Here is a 21,017-nt window from a genome sequence, read left to right as displayed (position 1 = left end):
CAATGGCATGGCAAACGATAAGAAAGACGTTACTACTTATGATGTGGCAGTAGCAGAATTTATCAGAACGCACAAAAAAACAGGAACGGTAGTCATTACAGATTTATCTGAACAATTGGCTCAGCCGTACACTCTGGATGCGGAGAAAATGGAGGAATTAATTGCCAAAGTGGAGGACGCAGGAATTAGCGTTGTCGACGAAAAAGGAGAGCCAACTGGAGCCTCTTTGAAAGCAAATGAACCAAAGGAAGAAGAACTGGAAGATTTGTCTGCACCAACAGGTGTAAAAATCAATGACCCTGTGCGTATGTACCTCAAGGAAATTGGGCGAGTGCCACTTTTGACGGGGGATCAGGAAACAGATTTGGCTGTGCGTATTGTCGAAGGCGATCTTTTGGCAAAACAAGAACTTGCGGAAGCCAACTTGCGTTTGGTTGTCTCAATTGCAAAACGTTATGTAGGTCGTGGTATGCAGTTTTTAGACTTAATTCAAGAAGGAAATATGGGTTTGATGAAAGCTGTTGAAAAATTTGACCATACAAAAGGATTTAAGTTTTCAACATATGCAACATGGTGGATTCGTCAAGCCATTACACGTGCAATTGCCGATCAAGCAAGAACCATTCGTATTCCTGTTCACATGGTCGAAACGATTAACAAATTAATTCGTATTCAACGTCAACTTTTGCAAGACTTAGGACGAGAACCAACGCCTGAAGAAATTGGTGGAGAAATGGATTTGCCAACGGAAAAAGTGCGTGAAATTCTAAAAATCGCTCAAGAGCCAGTTTCGCTTGAAACGCCAATCGGTGAAGAAGATGATAGTCATTTAGGTGATTTCATTGAGGACGAAGGAGCAACAAGTCCTGCAGAGGCAGCTGCATACGAAATGCTCAAAGAGCAATTAGAAGATGTGTTAGATACCTTAACTGACCGAGAAGAAAATGTATTGCGTCTACGTTTTGGTTTAGATGACGGTCGCACTCGTACACTTGAAGAAGTAGGGAAAGTGTTCGGTGTAACACGTGAACGTATTCGCCAGATTGAAGCAAAAGCGTTAAGAAAACTTCGCCACCCAAGCCGCTCTAAGCAGTTGCGAGATTATTTGGATTAGGGTGCTTCTAAGGGAAACGACTTCAGAAATGAGGTCGTTTTTGTCTAAGTTATCCACTCTTCTGAGAGTTTTTCTAACTCCAAACGGTACAAAATAAACAGATTTTTTATTTTTAATAAAAAAGTTACAGAAATGGGTTGACAACTCAAGTATAATATTATAATCTATTATTGTGATAATCAAACGTTTTCAAAAAATGAAAGATGCGTTTTCAAAATGTATCTAAAAAGCAGGCAAAAAAACAGAAAAAAGGAAGAAGTAAAATGGAAACAAGAATTAACGAACTGATAAGTGAACAAAACTCTAATTATGGAGAAAAATTAAAACAAGTCATTTTCTTTGCACATGACTTGTTGCAACAGGAGGAAATACTTCCTGATGAATTGCAATGGCAAATTTTTATCAACCATGTAGATGCAATGATTTTCCGTTCTGTAACGGGAGAAACTTTACCAGAAATGGATGAGGAACTTTTTGCAGAGCTATCAAAAGAGTCAATTGAATTGGCATTAAAAATCATGGAACAAGTTGAGAATTTGCAACAAAACGAACGGTTTTTACTTGCATTGCACATTGAAAATGCAAGAGGAAATATCAATTAAAATAGGCGAGTATTCGCAGAAGAAAGGATGTTAAAGTAATGGTAACAGTAGTAATCGCAGACAGAATGGGCAAAGGGCAAAACATTGCCAAAGGTGTAGAGGCAGCAGGAGGACGTGCAGTAGTTGTTCCGGGTATGGCAGCTGATATGAAACTTGGAGATGTAATGCAAAAAGAAAACGCAGATATGGGGCTTTCATTTTGTGGAAGTGGTGGTGCAGGTGCATTGACTGCTGCAAACAAATATGGCTACAAAGAGCGTCATGGTATGCGTTCAATTGATGAAGGAGTTACAGCAATTAATGACGGTATGACTGTTCTAGGCTTTGGTTTTATGGATACAGAAGAGTTAGGGAAACGATTGACTGAAGCATTCATCAAAAAACATGGAGCATAAGATGAGTGAAGTAAAACGTTTCAAAGAAAAAATTACAGTTCAAGGTGAGGGCGAAAACAAAAAGGCAGCATTCGCCTCTGCCTTGAATAAAATTCAGTCGAAAGTGCTAAAAGAAAGTGAAGATGTTATTTTGAAAATAGAACCAATTGACATCAACATTCTTTCTGCTGAAAAGCAAGTGGTACATGAGAAATTTCTATTTTTCTTTTTCCCTCGTGAACGTGTGAGTTATTCCGTATCACTGGAAATTGAAGTTGAAATTACTCGATTTGATGCTGAGAGTGTTCAGTACAAAGAAGTATCAAAAGCAGCTGACGACAGTATCAAAATTCCATTGATAAACAAACGAGTGTAGCAGTTTGTTTATTTATAAGTTTTCAATAGAAACAACTGTTTCTATTCATTGAGGAAAAATTCATGAAAAAATGATGTGTGCCTATTTTTCATCATACACTATTTTCCTTGCTGTTCCGCTTTTTTAAAGAAGAAGTAGGAAGTCATTCTTAATTTAAAAAGTTGGAAAACAGGAAGATTGCAAAAGAACGTTAATTTGACACGCAAGCAAAAGAATTTTTCATGATTTTGAAAAAAATAAATAATAAGGAGAAGAAAATGGAAGTATTGATTATTTTATTAAAATCACTATGTATTGGTGGATTACTAGGTTTCGCAGCAGGTGTTGGGGCAGCAAGAATGTTTCACGCACCGACAACTCAAGCATTAGGTGCATTCCGAACGCTTGGGGAAATGAATGCGTGTGAAGGAGATGCGGCAAGTCATTTTTCATTCGGCTTAGGATTTTTCTTTAACGCTTGGGCATCAGCAGTTGGTGCAGGAGCTTTCACGCAAGACGTTACCCACCGTGTTGTGCCAAACTGGGCAGCAGCAAGTTTGCTTGCGAAAAACAAGGATATGGGACAAACCGTTCACAATCCAAAAGCAATGGGGATTGCTGGGGCAATTATCGGAGCGTTAGTTGTTGCATTTTTGAACACTACCGCAACTGCTATTCCAGAATCACTCAAAGTAACAGCAGTAGCAGTATTGGTGCCAGCGGCAACGCTTTTGATTAACACTGTAATGCCAGTTTTATTCTGGTTGGCAGCACTTGACGCTGGAAAACGCACTGGTTTCTGGGGAACATTGTTTGGTGGCTTGGCTCAATTAATTATGGGAAATGCCGTTCCCGGTGTAGTTCTTGGAATTTTGGTCGGAAAAGGAATTGATGAACTCGGCTGGACTCGCTTGACAAAAATCATGATTTCAACAGTATTTATTTTATTCATTCTAAGTGGATTCTTTAGAGGATTTGATTTAACAGCACTAGAACAATTCAAATTGCAAGCACCAGAATGGTTAAGCGATATTCACAAAATGATGGGACAAAAATAATTTTTCGAAAGGAAGAAAGCAATGGAAACGAAAGAGCAGTGGGAAAAAGAACAAGAAGAAGTTCAAGAATTAAAGCATAAAAGTTTTTGGTATGCTGATTGGGCATTTCCAATTATCGTTGGTATGATGGCTATGGCGGTATTTGCAGGAACACATATGTATGTAAAATATGGTGTTGGAGCATTTAACGAGGTGTCAATCGTTGCCATGTTGAAAGCAGGTCTTGATGGCGGGAGCTACGGAGCTGCAGCTGCATTTGGTGCAAGTTTCTTATTTGCACGTATTTTAGAGGGTTCACTTGTTGGGATTTTGGACTTAGGTGGTTCAATTCTTACAGGTATCGGGATTGGTGTACCTGCTATTTTCCTTAGCATTGGCTGGAAAGCACCAATTGAAAACTTTGCCCTTTCATTGATTACAGGAGCTGTACTTGGCTTGATTGTCGGTGGTGTAATTACTGGTATTCGTAAATTTACGATTAGTGGTGGAGATGCTACATTTGGAGCTGACGTGATGATGGGAGCTGGAAATTCAGCAGGACGTTTCTTAGGCCCACTTATCATTTTGAGTGCAGGACTTGCCTCTATTCCGATTGGAATTGGTGCAACGATTGGTGCCTTGGTATTCTACAAATGGCAAAAACCAATTGCTGGTGGAGCAATTCTAGGAGCAATGATTCTAGGAGCGATTTTCCCAGTAGTCTTGAAATAATCAAAGGAAATTTATTTTAAATTAAATACGGTATTGCTCAAGCAAACTTTTTTATGAATAAAAGTTTGCTTGAGTATAAAAACCGTACTATTATTACTGAAATAGAAAAAAATAGGGAAAAAAGGGAAAAAATTCTTATCATGGGCGAAAGTTTTGTTATAATAGACTTATAAAGTATAAGAATGAAATGGAGAAAATAATGAAAGGTATTTTATATCAAGAAATTAGTGATCAATTAAAACGAGACATTATCAACAAAAAATATCCAGTGGACTCTCTTTTTCCAACGGAAAACGATTTGGTTGAGATGTTTTCTGTCAGTAAGATCACTATCAGAAAAGCAGTAGAGCTATTAGCACAAGAAGGGTATTTGCACAAACAAAGCGGAAAAGGAACGCGAGTGATTAGCAATCGCCCGTTCAACGTTTTGAGCAAAGCACATACTTACACGAAACTTTTAGAAGACGAAGGAATCAAAGTCGAAAACAAAGTTGTTTATGTAGGAAAATGCAAAGGAGTCCCTCATGAATTTCGTTATGAAGATGTTTATGAGATTCACCGTATTTACTACTTAGATGGTGAGGCTGCCATTTTCATGAAGCATTATTTTTCTTTGACAAACGATAAAGGATTGCCGAAAAAAGAGGATAAGAATTTTTCATTCTATTCTTTTTTAGCCGACCGTGGCTTGTATATTGATTATATCAAGGATTCTTTTCGTGCGTTAAGAGTAGAAGATATGCTCAAAGAACAACTTCAACTTTCTGATGACATTGCATTAGAACGTAAACGGTATGCGTATGATAACCGAGGAAAATTAATAGAATATACGATTTCTATTTACGACTCTTCTAAGCAAGAGTATTTCATCGACTACCAAGTTTAATGCTTGGTAGTTTTTGATGAAAACTTTTTGATAAAAAACTATAAAATAATGGATTATTTTATTTACTTTTCAAAATTATAATGTTATTATCTAGGTATAGAAAACGTTTGATTTATCCAAAAGAAATTTGTTCTAAACAAAGTGAAGGGAAGTAAAAAATACACCCAATGGACGTGGTAGAGAACAGATTTCGCCGTTCCAAAACGAAACAAAACTATCTTTGAGTAAGGAAATGTTGTATGTCGCTATTTGACTGAAAGGTCAAGTGTCTGAGATTTCGTATGGGTAGCCAAAAGTGAAATCTCGAAAGGAGAACGTATGAATAAACTTATACTGTTTTTGGAAGAAAAAGTTTCCCCTGTCGCTCAAAAAATTGGTGGTCAACGACATATGTTGGCTGTCCGAAAAGGAATCATCTCCACATTGCCACTTACATTGGTCGGTTCATTTTTTGTTATCTTTTTGAACTTCCCAATCCCTAGTATTGCTGAAAAATTAGCTCCTTATTTGCCGATACTAGACATTCCCTATCGCTTTACAGTTGGGATTTTGGCACTTTATGCAACGTTTGGGATTGCCACTTCACTTGCGAAAAGTTACAAGTTAGACACTTTAACCGCAGGAATTGTTGCGGTCATGTCTTTTATTGTAACAAGCATTAAACCTGTTCGCTTGTTTGAAGAAGTAGCTAAAACAACGGTTCAAACGGAAGTTGTACCAGTAGGACGTTATTTAAACATTGCAAACCTCGGAGCTCAATCACTATTTGGTGCGATTGTAACAGCTATTATATCAGTTGAAATTTATCGCTTTATGAAAGAGAAAAACATTACAATTAAAATGCCAGAAGGCGTGCCACCAGAAGTAAGCAATTCATTTGTTGCATTAATGCCAGCAGCAACGAATTTGATTCTTTTCTGGGTCATTCGTCATATGCTCGGTTTTGATATTAATGCGACACTTTCCAATTTGCTTATGCCACTTCAAAGTTTCCTTGCAGGAAATAGTTTGTTTGGTGGACTTGTGACAGTTTTCCTCATCTGTTTCTTCTGGATTTTGGGGATTCATGGTCCTGCCATTATGGGTCCAGTCATTCGACCATTTTGGGAAACTTCAATTGCGGAAAATATGGACGCTTTTGCGAACAATACACCAGCAACACAAATGCCGAATATTTTTACGGAAATGTTCTTACAGTGGTTCGTCTGGATTGGTGGAGCAGGAGCAACACTTGCGTTAGTTTGTCTATTCTTGCGTTCTAAGTCTGCCTATCTCAAGGAATTAGGGAAAATCGGATTTTTGCCGGGATTATTTAACATCAATGAGCCGATTATTTTCGGAGCACCGATTGTAATGAATCCGACACTTGCTATTCCGTTTGTCCTCTCACCACTTGTGATGACCGTTATTGCGTATATTGCGACAATCACACATCTCATTCCAATGACCGTATCAAGAACAGTCTTTACTGTTCCCTCACCTATTGGAGCGATGATGGTAACCAATTGGCACATTATTGCGGCTATCCTAGTCGTTGTCAATTTCTTTGTAAGTCTAGTAATTTATTATCCATTCTTCAAAGTGTTTGAAAAACAACAACTTATAAGTGAAGAAGGAGAATAAGTGAAAAGGAGCGATAAGGGTGGTCGTAGTGAGTCATGCTATTTACTTGCTACCACACTTTGTTTCAAGTGGCATTGCGAACAGCGACTCCCCTCTTGCTCCTCTCAACTAGACAAGGAGAACAAGAATGACTTATGATATTGCAATTGTTTCGCTTATCACATTTGTATCTGCTCTAATTTATTTGGAAAAAGGAAAATTACCACAACGATTTGTAAAAGTGGCTCTATGGAAACTTCTTCTTATCCAACTTGCGTTCATTTTGCTTGGTTTGTTTTTGGCAGTTTTGATACGCTTGCTCTACATTCCAATCATTTTTACGATTTGTGCGGGATGTGTTATTTTATGGCGATACAGAAAAACTATTGACGAATGGGAGAACAAAAATGTATAGACGATTAGGTGTTTCTCTTTACCCAGATAAAAGTAAATTTGAAGAAGATGTTGAGTATATCACATTTGCGAAAAAGCAAGGTTTTGAGCGGATTTTTATGTCTATGCTCGAAGTCACTGAAGGTCGTGAAGTGGTAGCGAAGAAATTTTCAAAAATTATTCGAGTGGCAAAGGATTTAGATTATGAAGTTATGCTTGATATTGCACCGAATATTTTTGATGAGCTAGGCATTTCCTATGATGATTTGAGTTTCTTTCACGAATTAGGAGCGGACGGATTGCGTTTAGATGCTGGGTTTGACGGCAATAAGGAGTCAATGCTTTCATTTAACCCTTATGGCTTAATCATTGAACTCAATATGAGCAATGATGTTGCTTACTTGGATAATATTTTGACCTATCAAGCGAATAAGCCATTCATTTATGGTTGTCACAATTTTTATCCGCAGGAAAACACGGCTTTACCGCTTGATTTCTTCACTCGTTGTTCAAAACGATTTAAAAATCATGGGATTCGTACAGCTGCTTTTGTGACAAGTCAAGTAGCAAAAGGCGGTCCTTGGGATATTAATGACGGCTTGCCGACACTTGAAATGCACAGGCATTTACCAATTGAAGTGCAGGCAAAACATCTGTTTGCGACAAATTTAATTGATGATGTGATTATTGGTAATGCTTATGCACATAAAGATGAATTGATTGCCCTTGGGAAAATTAATCGTTATCAAATCGAATTTTCACTTGAGTTGCTTGAGGAAGTAAATGAAGTAGAAAAACGTGTTGCGTTTGATAATCAGCACTTTAGACGAGGGGACATTGCAGATGTAATGGCTCGCTCAACCCAAGTGAGAAAAGAATACAAGGAAGACAATCCTGCACATAACAATACAATCACATTTCAACGTGGAGATGTAGTTGTCGGAAATGATGCGTTTGGCAAATACAAAAATGAATTACAATTGGTTTTGCAAGCTCATAACGACACAAGAAAAAATAAAATTGGTTCTATCAAAGAAGAAGAACGCATTCTTTTAGACTATATAAAACCTTGGAGTAAATTCAAGTTCAAGGCGAATTAAAGAAATATAAGTAGGTGGAACAAAAAATGTACGATTTAATAATTAAAAATGCGACAACTATTGACAACCAGCCGATTTCAGTCGCAGTTACAAATGGAAAAATTGAAAAAGTAGCTCAAGAAATTCATGATGAGGCACGAGAAATTTTTGATGCAAACGGACTTTTTCTTTCAGCAGGTTGGATTGATGCACACGTGCATTGCTTTGAAAAAATGGATTTGTACTATGACTATCCAGACAAAGTTGGTGTGGAAAATGGTGTGACAACGATTGTTGACGCTGGTTCAACTGGAGAAAATAACATTCGAGATTTTTACGAAATTGCCAAAAACGCAAAAACAAATGTGTATGCACTCTTGAATATTTCTAAAAATGGTATTGTGACACAAGATGAACTTTCAGATTTGAGTAGAGTAAATGAGACGAAAAACATCGAACGTATCAACGAACTACCTGAATTTATTATCGGGATAAAAGCTCGCATGAGTAAGAGTGTTATCGGTGAAAACGGCGTGAAGCCTCTAGTTATGGCAAAAGAGTTGCAAAAAAAGGTAAACTTGCCTTTAATGGTGCATATTGGAACGGCTCCTGTTGCTCTTGATGAATTGTTTACTTACTTAGAAAAAGGCGATATTGTAACGCATTGTTTTAATGGTAAGGACAATGGCATTTTAGATACGAACGGAAAAATTAAAGAATTTGCAAAAACTGCTTATCATAACGGTGTACATTTCGACATTGGTCATGGAACAGATAGTTTTAATTTTGAAGTGGCTCTCCGTGCGAAAGAAGAAGATATTTTAGCAGATACGATTAGTACAGATATTTACTCTCGTAATCGTGAATATGGTCCTGTTTATAATATGGCAACGACCATGGAAAAATTGATGTTCGTTGGCTATTCGCTAGAAGAAGTCGTGACTCGTGTCACGAAAGCACCTGCAAAAGCCCTAGGTTTCACCACGAAAGGTGAAGTAAAAGAAGGTTTTGATGCAGATTTCACACTTTTTGAAGTAGCAAACGAGGCAAAAGAATTACGTGACTCAAATGGTGCAACAAAAGAAGTAAATCAAAAAATCATACCAAAAACAGCAATTATCGCTGGAAAAGTTTATAATATTTAAAAGCGAGAGGGGCAGCAATTGCCTAGCTTCGCACTATGCAATTAGAACAAAGGAGAAACACATGAATATTCACGAAAAATTTGGTTTAAAAAGAGTGATTAATGCAAGTGGAAAAATGACGATTTTAGGTGTTTCAAAAGTAAGTGATGCGGTTGCTGAATCGCAAAAAGCAGCAGGACAAACATTTTTTGAAATGGCAGATTTGACCGTCAAAAGTGGTGAGTATGTAGCAAAAATGCTAGACGTTGAAAATGCAACAATCGTCTCTAGTGCAAGTGCTGCGATTGCTCTGTCTACTGCGGCTATCATCGGTCAAGGGGATTTGTACCACGTGACACACTCCAATACTTCACGCATTACCAAACGTGAAATCATTATGCCGAAAGGACATAACGTCAATTACGGTACAGGAGTGGAAGTGATGACTTCTCTTGGTGGCGGACAGCTCGTTGAGGCTGGCTGGGCAAATGAATGTACACCAGAGCAAGTAGAAATGGAAATCACTGAAAACACAGCTGCTCTACTTTACATTAAAAGCCACCACACCGTTCAAAAAAGTATGCTAAGCATTGCAGAAATGAGCGAAGTTGCGAAAAAACATGACTTACCGCTGATTGTTGATGCGGCAGCAGAAGAAGATTTGTATAAATACTACAATCAAGGTGCTGACCTTGTCATTTATAGCGGTGCAAAAGCAATTGAGGCACCAAGCTCTGCGTTGATTATCGGTCGCAATCCATATATTCCTTGGATTCAACTTCAAAACAAGGGAATCGGTCGAGCAATGAAAATCGGAAAAGACAATATCATTGGGCTTGTTACCGCTCTTGAGGAGTATTTGGCAAACGGAAGTGAGTCAAAAGAATCTATGATTGCTCGCCTTACACCATTTATCGCTGCGTTAAACGAAATCAACGGCTTAGAGGTGAAAATGGTACAAGATGCTGCAGGACGAGATATTTTCCGTGCAAGTGTCAAAGTAGTAGCCGAAAATATTTCGGCAAAAGAGGTAATCGCTCAGTTAAAATTGGGAGATTTAGCTGTTTATACAAGAGAATATCAAGCAAACAATGGAATTATTGAATTTGATATTCGAGCGGTTGATGAAAATGAAATGAATGAAATCGTAGAAAAGCTATCGCAAATAATGCCAGCTTAAAATAAAAATCGTCAAAAAAGGAAGGAATTTTATCATGCAAAAAACACCAAATTATTTAGAAGATCGTCTATGCCTAAACGTATTGGCAAACTCAGTTGAAAACGCAAAAGAATTGTACGAAGCAGCAGAAGGATATGTTGTGCTAGGTGTGCTTTCAAAAAATTATGATACAGACGAAGCAGCAATCGAAGACATGAAACGCTACATTGAGGCGACTGATAACGCACTTTCTGTTGGACTTGGTGCAGGAGATCCAAACCAATCTGCAATGGTAACACGTTTGGCAAAAGTTTTACAACCTCAACACGTGAACCAAGTATTTACTGGAGTAGGTGCATCTCGTGAGGCTTTAGGACAAAATGATTCTGTTATTAACGGTCTTGTTTCACCAACTGGTGAAGTAGGAATGGTGAATCTTGCAACAGGACCTCTTTCTTCACAAGCACCAAAAGGAATTGTGCCAATCGAAACAGCAATTGCTCTTTTGAAAGATATGGGCGGAAGTTCAATCAAATTCTTCAACATGAAAGGTTTAGAGCATATTGAAGAATACAAAGCAGTAGCTAAAGCCTGTGCGGAAAATGATTTCTACCTTGAGCCAACTGGTGGAATTGACCTTGAAAACTTTGAAGAAATCGTACAAATCGCAGTAGATGCTGGCGTGAAGAAAATTATTCCTCACGTATATAGCTCAATTATCGACAAAGAGTCAGGCGATACAAAAGTAGAAGATGTGAAAACTTTAATCGCTATGATGAGAAAAACTTTGAATAAATAAGAATTAGAAAAAACGTTGCATTGTAAATTCAGTGCAACGTTTTTCTTTTGAGAGTTTCTAAAAACTCCTATAAACATATTGATTTTGAGGAGGATTTACTTTTTTCGCCACTTCCACTTTTACAGCAGGCAAGTTTCGATTGAACGGTTTGTAAAATTGCATTTCAATTGTCCCTTTTACTTGCACCCAATCGTTTTTTTCAGCAGAAAAGTCCTCTGGGAAAATGTTTAGCAAACCGAACACTCCACTATCAGCAACACAATGAATAATGCCGAAACGGAATAAGAAACCTAGATTTTTTGTTTTTTCAGGATCGGCATAGTAAAATCCTGTATATTCCACTTTTTTTCCGATAAATTCACTAGGAAAATCATAAATCATCTCCATTACTTCCAAATAATTTTCGTCGGTAATTTTAATAGTATCATGCTCAATATATTTCTTTTTGACCATATTCATCATATCGGCATAGTCGCCTTTGTTGAAATAAATAGATGTATCAGGACGTAAATATTGTGTTTTCACTTGACTATCCCCCGTTGATTCCTCAGAGACGGGGAAATGAAAGCCCTTGGTATCGACGATTGAGGCATTTAACGATACTGTCGGAAAGCATAAGCCGACAAATAACGGAATTGCAAGCAAAATATAGGCTGAGATTTTTGAGCTGACCGTTGTCAAGTGTGAATGAGTTTTTCCTTTTTCCCCTTTTACCCAAAGAATGAGTTGCACGACAGCGAGAAGAAAGGAAAGAATCATTGATAAATAAGCCAAATAGCGATAATGTGCGTTGATATATTGGTCTAGTTTTCCAGATACTTGTAAGTACATCATCAACTCAAAATAGCCAGATAAAATTAAAAAACGTAGCATACATATTTCTCCTTCCTACAAACACAACGCATAGATAAACGTAATGAAAAAGATTCCTAACATCATTTGCAGAATAAATTTTGGCTGAAAGTAGCGTTTCATCATCAAAATATTTTTAATATCAACCATTGGACCAAAAACCAAAAAGGCAACAATCGGAGCCGTTCCGAATAGTGAAACCAAACTTGAGCCGATAAATGCGTCCGCCTCGCTACATAGACTTAGCACAAATGCAAGAAAAAGTAACAACGGAATTGCCAATAGTTTATTACTTCCTAACGTATAAATGATTTTTGTAGGTAAATATGTCTGCATAACACTTGCTGCTAAACTGCCGAAAATCAAATAGCGACCTGTGTCAAAAAATTCTTCGATTGCGTGTTCCAATACTTGCCACACTCGTTTGAAAAACGAAAGATTGTGAAAATCCTCGTGCTGATGTTCGTGAATATGCTGATGTGTAGCAATTTTTCGGATACTTCCTTTGTAAAAGTAAGCAATCCAGCTACCAATTGCAATGGCTACTAAAAATGAACCAATCACACGCAACAACGCAAAACGATAAGTATTTCCAAAGGCAATATAGGTCGAGAAAATAACGACTGGATTAACAATTGGTGCGGTCAGCATAAAGGCAAATGCAGTATATTCTGGCACTTTTTTCTCAACAAAACGATTGACAATCGGCACAATTCCACATTCACAACTTGGAAAGAAAAAGCCCAATATACAGCCAGTAAGAATAGAGAGAAATTTATTTTTTGGAAGAAGTTTCTTTACACGCTCAGCAGTTAAAAATACTTGCAAGCCACCTGAAACAAGACAACCAAGCAATACGAATGGCAAAGCCTCAATAATAATCGAAAGAAAAATCGTTCCCATTTGAAGAACGGAATCTGGAAAAATTCCTTTAATCAATTTTTTACACCTCTGTATGAAAAAGTAGGAGGTTTGGCGAACAGTTCACCCTACCTCCCGTTTACAAACTTCGCTAAATTTATTTGATAATCTTTTTTTCCTCATGTGTTTCTTCTTTTATGCCAAGATGATTTTTTCGTTTTTCTTCGTCTTCTTGGACAACGTCCGCTTTTACACCGTTGCGTTCGACTTTGTCAGGGTCAACGGCAAATTTTTCAAACATTTTATCCCAGTCATCTACTTTTGTAAATTTTAGTCCCATGGTGTTCCCTCGCTTTGTAAATTTTTTTAAAAGTTCTTTCTCTTAGTTTAGCACAAAAACGCTCCTAGATGTGATAAAATAGATAAGAATGGAGGCGGTTTTTAAAATGAATGAAACAATTCTTAACCTTTTGATGAAAAAATTTTCAACGCTAAAAAAAGGACAGGTAGAAAAAACTCTTGAAATGCTCATGCAAGGGGATACGGTGCCATTTATTGCAAGGTATCGAAAAGAGGTCACAGGAGCATTAGATGAGGTTGAAATTCACGATATTTGGGAAAGTTATGGTCAGCTTGAAACATTAGAAAAGAGAAAACAAGCTGTTTTATCAGCAATTGAAGAACAAGGGAAGTTAACAAGTGAATTAAAAAAAGAAATTCTTTCCGCAGAAAAATTGCAAATAGTGGAGGATTTATATCGACCATTTAAGCAAAAAAGAAGAACGAAAGCAACCATTGCCAAAGAGGCGGGGCTAGAAGGTTTGGCGAAATTAATTTTGAGTTTGCCAAAAGAATGGAATAAAGAAAAAGATGTTTCCGATTATTTGAACGAAGAAAAAGGGATTCAAACGATTGAGGATGCTTTAGCTGGGGCTCATGAAATTTTAGCTGAAGAAATGAGTGACAATGCAAAATTAAGAAAATGGACACGTGATTTTACTCAGAAAAACGGAATGGTAACCTCAACAGTCAAATCTGCCGAAAAAGACGAAAAAAGCGTGTTTGAAATGTACTATGATTTTTCGGAAAGTGTCGCTCGTATTCAAAATCACCGTATTTTAGCCTTGAATCGTGGGGAAAAAGAAGGGATTTTGACAGTAAAAATTGCACTTGATGAGGAGAAAATTTTCGATCGTTATGAAAGAGAATTTTTAAAACGCGAGAGTGCAGTGCGTGAGTTGATAGAATTTTCGATTCGTGATGCGTACAAACGTTTTATTGCTCCAAGCATTGAGCGAGAATTGCGAAATGAATTGACCGCAAGAGCTGATGAGGCGGCAATTGCTGTTTTTGGCGAAAACTTAAAAAACTTGTTACTTCAATCTCCTCTAAAAAACAAGGTTATTTTAGGATTTGACCCTGCCTATCGAACAGGGGCGAAATTGGCGATTATTGACCCGACAGGGAAAATGTTGACAACGGACGTGATTTATCCTGTCAAACCTGCAAATACAGAAAAAATCAAGCAGAGTGAAAAACGATTGATAGAGCTAATCGAGCAATATCAAGTTGAGATGATTGCCATAGGAAACGGCACTGCCAGTCGTGAAAGTGAGCAATTTGTGGCGAATGCGTTGAAAAAAATTAAACGTGAAGTTTTTTACACAATCGTCAACGAGGCTGGAGCAAGTGTGTATTCAGCGAGTGAAATTGCAAGAAATGAATTTCCAGAGTTAACGGTTGAAAAACGTTCGGCAATTTCTATTGCTAGACGACTTCAAGATCCACTTGCGGAACTTGTCAAAATTGAACCGAAAGCAGTAGGAGTCGGGCAATATCAGCATGATGTTTCACAAAAGCGTTTGGGCGAAGAATTGGATTTCGTGATAGAGACGGCAGTAAACAAAGTAGGAGTGGATGTAAATACTGCAAGTGCAGAGCTTTTGGTGCATATTTCTGGGTTAAATAAAACAACGGCTCATAATTTAGTAACCTATCGTGAGGAAATCGGGCAATTTACCACACGAACACAAATCAAGAAAGTCTCTCGTCTTGGTGCAAAATCATATGAGCAAGCCATTGGTTTTTTGCGTATTCCTCAGGCGAAAAATATTTTAGATGAAACAAGTATTCACCCGGAAAGTTACGCACTGACAAAAGAAGTTTTATCAACGCTTTCGATTGATGTGAAAAAATTGCGTGAGAAAGAATCGAAAGAAAAGCTGAAAAACGCCAATATCGCACGGTTATCTGAGGAGCTGAATGCAGGAGTGCCAACACTTTCTGATATTGTTGAGGCATTGCAAAATCCAAACCGTGATATGCGTGAAGAAATGCCAAAACCAATTTTACGAAGTGATGTACTTTCCATGGAGGACTTGACTGTTGGTATGAAACTCAAAGGAACTGTCCGAAATGTTGTCGATTTTGGTGCGTTTGTTGACATTGGTGTCAAACAAGACGGTTTAGTGCATTTGTCGAAAATTAGTGAAAAATATCTCAAACATCCAAGTGATGTGGCAGCAGTGGGAGATGTGGTGGACGTGTGGGTGGATGCCATTGATACCAACAAAGGACGCATTAGTTTGCGAATGATTGAGAAAAAATGACCGAAGAAGAATTGCAATCTTTCGTTGAAAAAATAAGTTTTGAAAGTTTTCAACGACCATTTTTCCACAAAGCAAAATGGAACAACCGCTTGAAAACAACTGGTGGTAGATATGACTTGAAAACGCACGATTTAGATTTCAATCCAAAAGTGCTAGAGGTACATGGAGAAGAAATTTTTTCCAAAATCATCAAACATGAACTTTGTCATTACCATTTGCACCTGCAAGGGCAGGGATTTCAGCATAAAGATTCCACTTTTAAACAGTTATTAAAACAAGTCGGCGGACTTCGATTTACCCCGCCAATAGAGGAGAAAAAACGTCTCACCTACCAATGTAAAAAATGCGGACAACTTTTCTTTCGTCAACGAAAAATGAATACGAAAAAATATGCTTGTGGGAAATGCGGCGGAGGAATTGTAAAGATGTAGTAAAATTAGTCAGCTTTCAATTGAAAGTTGGCTTTTTTACCTCGACGGTCTCAAAATTTGTTATAATAAAAGATAAATAAATCTTTTCAGGAGAATCATATGAAGAACATCTGGCGAGGACTGGCAGAAAATGTGGTGATTGAAACACAGCGTTTGTATATGCGTCCGAAAACGATGAAAGATGCAGAAGATATTTTTGAATTTGAAAGTAATCCGCACGTGGCAAAATTTGTTTTTCCTGTTGAAACGGAAATTGAAAACACTTATCAATACATCGCCAACTCCATGCGTGAACCGCTTGGAAAGTATGCTCTTGAGCTGAAAGAAACAGGCAAAGTGATTGGTGTAATGGATTTTATGAATTGGGATATTCATGCACGAGTGGCAGAAGTTGGTTATACGATAAATGAGGTGTACTGGCGACGTGGGTTTGCGACAGAGGCATTGAGTAAACTGCTTGAGATTGCTTTTGAAGAATTAGAGTTAGTAAGTGTGAAAGCGGAGTTTGATATAGAAAATACTGCTAGTGGATTTGTCATGGAAAAAAGTGGAATGAGGCGAAAATCTACCTATAAAAAACACGATAAATTGACAAAAACCATTCGTAAATTTACTGAATATCAGCTAAGTAGAACAGAATACTTTGAGTTAAAACGACAGCGAAAAGCTCAAGATATTCAATTATTTGACGATTGAGGGAGAAGATATGTTTTTAGAAAAAGATTTTCAAGTGTTTGACATAGAAGGACTAGACTCACGAATGACAGCAATTCGTGCCAACATTCAACCTGTTTTCCAAGCGTTTTGGGAGGAATTTGCTCCAAAAATTGCTCGTGAAATGAATGAGGAAGAATTTATCCATATTGCTCAACACAGACGTAGGACAACTTATGCACCCGAAAACACGTGGAGTGCGATTTCAACGAGCAAACGAGGGTACAAAGCACAACCTCATTTTCAGCTTGGTATTTGGAAAGACTATGTATTTATGTATCTTTCCATGATTGACCAGCCAAAAAATGAAAAAGAAATCGCCAATTGTCTGCTCGGAAATATTCATTTGCTCAAGCAACTTCCAAGTGACTTTGTCTACTCCAAAGACCATATGGTTTCAGATTATTTCCCGATAGATGAACAATTAGAACAAGCAATTTTACGCTTTCGTGATGTGAAAAAAGGGGAATTTGAAATTGGACGAGTGATTTTGCGAAATGATAGCATTTGGCAAAACGAAGAAAAGGCAAAACAAAAAATGTGGGAAACTTACCAAACACTTTTACCTATTTATAAAATAGTTTATGAAAAGCATTGAGCGAAATCGGAATACAAAGTTTCCCCGCTAAGCAAACAACTTAGGCAGAATAAAACCTAAAAGGTCTTAAAAACTTATTAAGGAGAACAACATGAGAATCAAACAACTAAGAGAAAAAATGCAAGAAAACGGGCTTGAAAGCCTCATGATTACTAATCTATACAATTTACGCTATATAACAGGTTTTACTGGAACAAGCGGTGCGGCAGTGATTGGACTTGATGAAAAATATTTAATTACAGATTCACGCTATATTGAGCAAGCGAAAATACAAAGTGGTCATTTCACGATCATTCAACAAACGGGTGATATTTTTAATGAAATCGCACGTGTTGTAGAAGAACTTGGAGTAGAAAATATTGCATTTGAGGAAACGCTAAGTTACGCAGAATATATTCGACTAGAAGAGGCAATTTCACTTCCGACAGATGTTTTCTCCGTTCCAGATTTTATCGGTGAAATTCGTCAGATAAAAGAAGTGGCAGAAATTGAAACGGTCAAACGAGCGTGTGAAATTTCAGACAAAGCATTTGAGTATATTTTAGGCAAAATCAAACCTGACGTAACGGAAATTGAACTTGCGAATGAACTTGATTTTTACATGAGAAGTCTAGGAGCGACAAGTGTTAGTTTTGATACAATTGTCGCAAGCGGAGTGCGTAGTGCCTTGCCTCATGGCGTGGCAAGTGAGAAAAAATTGGCGATGAATGAGCTGATTACATTTGATTTCGGCTGTTATTATAACGGATACGTGAGTGATATGACCCGTACGGTTGCTCTTGGAAATGTAGATGATGAACTTGTGAAAATTTACAATATCGTACTAGAGGCGAATAAACGTGTGATTGACGGTACAAAAGCAGGAGTAAGTGTCGCAGATTATGATAAATTGGCACGAGATTATATAACAGAGAAAGGCTATGGAAAATATTTCGGTCATGGGCTAGGGCATGGCATTGGGCTAGAAATTCATGAAGGACCTATTATTTTTCAAAAAATCGACGATGTTTTAAAAGAAAATCAGCTAATTACCGATGAACCGGGAATTTATTTAGCAGGTCGTGGCGGTGTGCGAATTGAGGACGACTTGCTTGTCACCAAAGACGGTTGTGAAATTTTGACGAAATCGCCAAAAGAGTTGATTGTTTTGTGATTTTTAGATTTTGAACAATAGAAAGTAATTCATTTTTTTGAAGAAAAATGGTAAACTAAGTATGAACTGTGTGAACACACAAAATTGATGATGAAAAGGCTGTTCGCCTGACGAAAGGACGAAACTATGATTTCAGTAAACGACTTTAAAACAGGACTTACAATTGAGTATGACGGAGGGATTTGGCGTGTCATTGATTTTCAACACGTAAAACCGGGTAAAGGTGCTGCGTTTGTTCGTTCAAAATTGAAAAATTTGCGTACTGGAGCTGTTCAAGAAACCACCTTTCGTGCGGGTGAAAAAGTAGCAAAAGCACAAATTGACAACAAAAAAATGCAATATCTATACGATACAGGTGGACAACACGTGTTTATGGACTTAGAAAGTTACGAGCAAGTGGAAATTTCAGAAGAACAGATTAAAGATGAGTTGAAATTTATGCTTGAGAACATGGAAGTGAACATTATCATGTATGGTGCAGAAATTTTGGGTGTTAATTTGCCAAATACCGTGGAATTGACTGTTGCTGAGACAGAACCAAACATTAAAGGCGACACTTCAAGCGGTGGTGGAAAACCTGCTACAATGGAAACAGGACTTGTTGTAAACGTACCATTCTTTATCAATCAAGGAGATAAATTGATTATTAATACAACGGATGGAAGCTATGCTTCACGTGCGTAAACGAGTAAATAAAGGAGAATACAATGACAGAAGATAAATTAACACTTGAGAGAAATGATGATCTTGGCGAAATCGTTATTGCCCCAGAAGTATTAGAGGTAATTATCGGTGTGGCAGCAGCAAAGGTGGAAGGTGTTTACGGTATGCGTGGCACATTTGCAGGTGTAATTGCTGAAAAATTAGGTCGCCAAAGTCATGGAAAAGGAATCAATCTTTCTACAAATGAAGACGGCACACTTAGTGTTGATATTTATAGCTATCTTCAATATGGTGTTTCTGTGCCAAAAGTAGCAATGGAAATGCAAGAAAAAGTGAAACAACAGGTGCTATACATGACAGGAATTGACCTTTCTGAAGTGAACATTCACATTGTCGCAGTCGTACCAGAAAAACTTTCACAACTGAACCCAGAAGACTTTTTAGATGACGAGGAAGATGAATCTAGTGAAGAATAAAGAATTAAACCGCCATGAAATCCGCATAAAAGCCTTGCAGTCGCTTTTTCCGCTTGATTTCAATGTGGACTTGACAAAAGATGCTGCGATTCAAAATGCACTTTCAATGGATGATTTTGACGTATTAGACGATGATGACGAAAAATTTACTCCTCCGTACCTTGATACACTTGTAACGGGAGTGATTGAGCAAAAATCTAGCATAGACGAAATCATTACCAAACATTTGACGAAAAATTGGAGTTTAAAACGTATTTCCAAAATGGATTTGATTATTTTACGTTTGGCAATTTTTGAGATGATGTACCAAAAAGAAGAAGTAGATGCCAAAATCGCAGTGAATGAAGCGCTTGAATTAGCAAAAGCATTTAGCGACGAAAACAGCACTCGATTTATTAATGGTGTTTTGGATAATGTATTAAGAAATATATAAGACAAGCTAAGGCAAAACTCTGTACGTTTATACAATACTACTAGCAATATTGTATAAACGTGCAAACTATTGTCTCGGCTTATTTTTTTAGAGGTGCCCATAAATGAAAACTTACGGAGGACACGAAATGCAAGCAACCATTCAAGGAAAATGGGGAGAGCTGTTATCTAGTGAATTACAACAAGAATATATGCAAAAACTCAGTAATTTTATCTCCCTTGAAAGGAAAACAAAAAACATCTTTCCCCCACGAGAACAGATTTTTCAAGCACTGAATTTGACGGATTATGATAGAGTCAAAGTTGTTTTACTTGGACAGGATCCCTATCATAAAAAAGGGCAAGCAATGGGATTGAGTTTTTCTGTGCCAAACGACATTCCTCTCCCACCTTCATTACGCAATATATACAAGGAAATCGGGGAAGAATTTGCTACACAAGTGCAAACAAGTGGAGATTTGACCCGTTGGGCAACGCAAGGTGTGCTACTTTTGAATACTGTGTTAACAGTTGAAGAGGCAAATGCCAATTCTCATGCAGGTGTTGGCTGGGAAATATTTACAGATAAAATTATTTCATTTCTCAACGAACGAGAAAAGCCTGTCATCTTTTTACTACTTGGTCGCCCTGCACAATCAAAAATAAAATTGATTACAAATGAGCAACATAAAATGATTACCGCTCCACATCCGTCACCACTCTCAGCACATCGAGGATTCTTTGGGAGCAATGTGTTTTTAAATGTAAATAACGAGTTAAGAAATCTTGGTGAAAAAGAAATTGACTGGCTGAACTAATGTTCGATGATATGTAACAGTTATTTGAATGCGTTTTTCTGTATTACTACAAAAAATAAAAAATGAAAGAAATTCAGTCTTTTTGACAAAAAACACTTGAAAAAACTGTTATATTTATGGCATACTTATAAACGAGTGTAAAACGATTTCAACAAAAGATTAACGGAGGAATTAA

General features: G+C 37.4%; 25 protein-coding genes. 22 read left to right on the top strand and 3 right to left on the bottom strand.

Features of this window, described 5'->3' with window-relative positions; all coding sequences use genetic code 11:
* Window positions 1-7 precede the first annotated feature (7 nt).
* The 13 genes from rpoD (at window position 8) to dagF (ending at window position 11,256) form a co-directional block, all read left to right on the top strand.
* Window positions 8-1,114, top strand: coding sequence for an RNA polymerase sigma factor RpoD (rpoD, locus tag B5D30_RS07850; RefSeq protein WP_078807543.1), 1,107 nt, complete (start codon window positions 8-10; stop codon window positions 1,112-1,114).
* Window positions 1,115-1,377: 263 nt separating this feature from the next.
* Window positions 1,378-1,716: a PRD domain-containing protein gene (locus tag B5D30_RS07845; RefSeq protein WP_159443264.1), complete on the top strand. Its 339-nt coding sequence runs from the start codon at window positions 1,378-1,380 to the stop codon at window positions 1,714-1,716.
* Between the two features lie 38 nt (window positions 1,717-1,754).
* Entirely contained in the window at window positions 1,755-2,111 is a 357-nt protein-coding gene (locus tag B5D30_RS07840; RefSeq protein WP_078807512.1) for a glycine-rich SFCGS family protein, read from the top strand.
* A 1-nt stretch (window position 2,112) separates the two neighbouring features.
* Window positions 2,113-2,466 carry a DUF4312 family protein gene (locus B5D30_RS07835; protein WP_144399533.1) on the top strand — a complete coding sequence of 118 codons (354 nt, stop codon included), beginning with the start codon at window positions 2,113-2,115 and terminating at the stop codon, window positions 2,464-2,466.
* A gap of 257 nt (window positions 2,467-2,723) precedes the next feature.
* Window positions 2,724-3,503, top strand: coding sequence for a DUF4311 domain-containing protein (locus tag B5D30_RS07830; RefSeq protein WP_078807510.1), 780 nt, complete (start codon window positions 2,724-2,726; stop codon window positions 3,501-3,503).
* Between the two features lie 21 nt (window positions 3,504-3,524).
* Entirely contained in the window at window positions 3,525-4,214 is a 690-nt protein-coding gene (locus B5D30_RS07825; RefSeq protein ID WP_078807509.1) for a DUF4310 family protein, read from the top strand.
* A 199-nt stretch (window positions 4,215-4,413) separates the two neighbouring features.
* Window positions 4,414-5,100, top strand: coding sequence for a GntR family transcriptional regulator (locus B5D30_RS07820; RefSeq protein WP_159443263.1), 687 nt, complete (start codon window positions 4,414-4,416; stop codon window positions 5,098-5,100).
* 318 nt (window positions 5,101-5,418) lie between these two features.
* Complete coding sequence (locus tag B5D30_RS07815) at window positions 5,419-6,723, top strand: PTS sugar transporter subunit IIC (protein WP_078807507.1); 1,305 nt, start codon at window positions 5,419-5,421, stop codon at window positions 6,721-6,723.
* 127 nt (window positions 6,724-6,850) lie between these two features.
* A complete protein-coding gene (locus B5D30_RS07810) occupies window positions 6,851-7,117 on the top strand; it encodes a hypothetical protein (protein WP_078807506.1) in 267 nt (88 codons plus the stop codon).
* On the top strand, window positions 7,110-8,195 hold the full coding sequence (locus B5D30_RS07805) for a DUF871 domain-containing protein (RefSeq protein ID WP_078807505.1): 1,086 nt from the start codon (window positions 7,110-7,112) through the stop codon (window positions 8,193-8,195). The genes B5D30_RS07810 and B5D30_RS07805 overlap by 8 nt, the downstream gene beginning before the upstream one ends.
* A gap of 26 nt (window positions 8,196-8,221) precedes the next feature.
* Window positions 8,222-9,319 carry an amidohydrolase/deacetylase family metallohydrolase gene (locus tag B5D30_RS07800; RefSeq protein ID WP_078807504.1) on the top strand — a complete coding sequence of 366 codons (1,098 nt, stop codon included), beginning with the start codon at window positions 8,222-8,224 and terminating at the stop codon, window positions 9,317-9,319.
* Between the two features lie 61 nt (window positions 9,320-9,380).
* A complete protein-coding gene (locus B5D30_RS07795; protein WP_078807503.1) occupies window positions 9,381-10,478 on the top strand; it encodes a DgaE family pyridoxal phosphate-dependent ammonia lyase in 1,098 nt (365 codons plus the stop codon).
* A gap of 34 nt (window positions 10,479-10,512) precedes the next feature.
* Window positions 10,513-11,256: a 2-dehydro-3-deoxy-phosphogluconate aldolase gene (gene dagF, locus B5D30_RS07790; RefSeq protein WP_078807502.1), complete on the top strand. Its 744-nt coding sequence runs from the start codon at window positions 10,513-10,515 to the stop codon at window positions 11,254-11,256.
* A gap of 57 nt (window positions 11,257-11,313) precedes the next feature.
* Here the strand turns inward: dagF and B5D30_RS07785 are convergent, their stop codons facing one another.
* The 3 genes from B5D30_RS07785 to B5D30_RS07775 all read right to left on the bottom strand — a co-directional run bounded on the left by B5D30_RS07785 (window position 11,314) and on the right by B5D30_RS07775 (window position 13,309).
* A complete protein-coding gene (locus B5D30_RS07785) occupies window positions 11,314-12,129 on the bottom strand; it encodes a TIGR03943 family putative permease subunit (protein ID WP_078807501.1) in 816 nt (271 codons plus the stop codon).
* A gap of 15 nt (window positions 12,130-12,144) precedes the next feature.
* A complete protein-coding gene (locus tag B5D30_RS07780; protein ID WP_078807542.1) occupies window positions 12,145-13,011 on the bottom strand; it encodes a permease in 867 nt (288 codons plus the stop codon).
* A 115-nt stretch (window positions 13,012-13,126) separates the two neighbouring features.
* Entirely contained in the window at window positions 13,127-13,309 is a 183-nt protein-coding gene (locus B5D30_RS07775; RefSeq protein WP_078807500.1) for an SPJ_0845 family protein, read from the bottom strand.
* 106 nt (window positions 13,310-13,415) lie between these two features.
* Between B5D30_RS07775 and B5D30_RS07770 the strand changes: the two genes are divergently transcribed.
* The 9 genes from B5D30_RS07770 to ung all read left to right on the top strand — a co-directional run bounded on the left by B5D30_RS07770 (window position 13,416) and on the right by ung (window position 20,842).
* Entirely contained in the window at window positions 13,416-15,578 is a 2,163-nt protein-coding gene (locus B5D30_RS07770; protein WP_078807499.1) for a Tex family protein, read from the top strand.
* Window positions 15,575-16,009 (top strand): SprT family protein, encoded by a 435-nt coding sequence (locus tag B5D30_RS07765; protein WP_078807498.1) that lies wholly within the window; start codon window positions 15,575-15,577, stop codon window positions 16,007-16,009. Before B5D30_RS07770 ends, B5D30_RS07765 begins: the two co-directional genes overlap by 4 nt.
* 99 nt (window positions 16,010-16,108) lie before the next feature.
* Complete coding sequence (locus B5D30_RS07760) at window positions 16,109-16,705, top strand: GNAT family N-acetyltransferase (protein WP_078807497.1); 597 nt, start codon at window positions 16,109-16,111, stop codon at window positions 16,703-16,705.
* A 10-nt stretch (window positions 16,706-16,715) separates the two neighbouring features.
* Window positions 16,716-17,321, top strand: coding sequence for a DUF1054 domain-containing protein (locus B5D30_RS07755; protein WP_078807496.1), 606 nt, complete (start codon window positions 16,716-16,718; stop codon window positions 17,319-17,321).
* 91 nt (window positions 17,322-17,412) lie between these two features.
* Window positions 17,413-18,474, top strand: coding sequence for a M24 family metallopeptidase (locus tag B5D30_RS07750; RefSeq protein WP_078807495.1), 1,062 nt, complete (start codon window positions 17,413-17,415; stop codon window positions 18,472-18,474).
* A gap of 126 nt (window positions 18,475-18,600) precedes the next feature.
* On the top strand, window positions 18,601-19,158 hold the full coding sequence (gene efp, locus B5D30_RS07745) for an elongation factor P (RefSeq protein WP_078807494.1): 558 nt from the start codon (window positions 18,601-18,603) through the stop codon (window positions 19,156-19,158).
* Between the two features lie 23 nt (window positions 19,159-19,181).
* A complete protein-coding gene (locus B5D30_RS07740) occupies window positions 19,182-19,613 on the top strand; it encodes an Asp23/Gls24 family envelope stress response protein (protein WP_078807493.1) in 432 nt (143 codons plus the stop codon).
* Entirely contained in the window at window positions 19,594-20,046 is a 453-nt protein-coding gene (gene nusB, locus B5D30_RS07735; protein ID WP_234984641.1) for a transcription antitermination factor NusB, read from the top strand. Before B5D30_RS07740 ends, nusB begins: the two co-directional genes overlap by 20 nt.
* A gap of 127 nt (window positions 20,047-20,173) precedes the next feature.
* Window positions 20,174-20,842, top strand: coding sequence for a uracil-DNA glycosylase (ung, locus tag B5D30_RS07730; protein WP_078807541.1), 669 nt, complete (start codon window positions 20,174-20,176; stop codon window positions 20,840-20,842).
* The last annotated feature ends 175 nt before the right edge of the window (window positions 20,843-21,017 follow it).

Origin of the sequence: Pilibacter termitis (assembly GCF_900167335.1) — a bacterium.
Lineage (GTDB): Bacteria > Bacillota > Bacilli > Lactobacillales > Streptococcaceae > Pilibacter > Pilibacter termitis.
Note: the sequence above shows the minus strand (reverse complement) of the source record. Positions and strands in the feature narration are given on the sequence as shown.